Origin of the sequence: Streptomyces sp. SID12501 (genome assembly GCF_010550245.1) — a bacterium.
Lineage (GTDB): Bacteria > Actinomycetota > Actinomycetes > Streptomycetales > Streptomycetaceae > Streptomyces.
This window is the reverse complement of the sequence record NZ_JAAGLU010000181.1, coordinates 1-746: the sequence shown is the minus strand read 5'-3', so window position 1 is coordinate 746 and position 746 is coordinate 1. Positions and strand designations below refer to the sequence as shown.

The window sequence follows — 746 nt, the reverse complement described above, 5'->3', positions numbered from 1 at the left end:
GACCACGTGATCCAGGTGACCGAGATGGTTGAGCGGGCGGTGGAGGAGATGAACCGTCGTATCCAGGCCCCGCCCGGAACGGTGTTCCCCGCCCTGATCGTGATCGTGGACGAAGCACAGATGGCGTTCATGTGCCCGGTCGTCGACGACGAGCGGCGCCCCTACGGCGGATCCAAGGCCACCTCCCGGTACTTCATGGCGGTCCGCAAGATCCACAACCAGGGCCGTGCGGTGAACGTGCTGATGTGGCAGGGGACCCAGGACCCCACCGACCAGAACCTCCCCAAGCTCGTCCGGGAAGGTGCGCACACGCGTGCCTCGCTCGCCCTGGGCACGGAGTCACAGGCACGCATGGCGCTGGGAGACAAGGCAGTCGACGGCGGCGCGGCCCCCAACCTGCTGCGCCCCGGCCTGGATCAGGGAACCCTGGTTCTCGCCTCGTCCGGCATCGCCATTCCCGCCGGGCAGGCGTCCATCACCGTGCGAACCCACTACATCGACGACGACGCGGCCGAAGCCATCACCGACCGCGCCAAGGCCATGCGCGCCGGGATCACCACCCTGCGCGCCGTCGACACCGGCGAGCAGCGCGATCCGCTCGCCGACGTCGCCGCCGTGCTCGGGGACGCCTCGCGTGTGCTCACGCAGGACGTCCTCAAGCGGCTGGCCGTCCTGGACGCGGACGCCTACGGCGCCTGGTCGTTCATCGACCTCAAGCGCGTCCTGGACGGCACCGGAGCCGAGCC

At 69.8% G+C, this 746-nt stretch carries 1 pseudogene; it reads left to right on the top strand.

Features of this window, described 5'->3' with window-relative positions:
* Nucleotides 1-746 (top strand): annotated as a pseudogene (locus G3I71_RS45095) (ATP-binding protein); the annotation flags it as partial.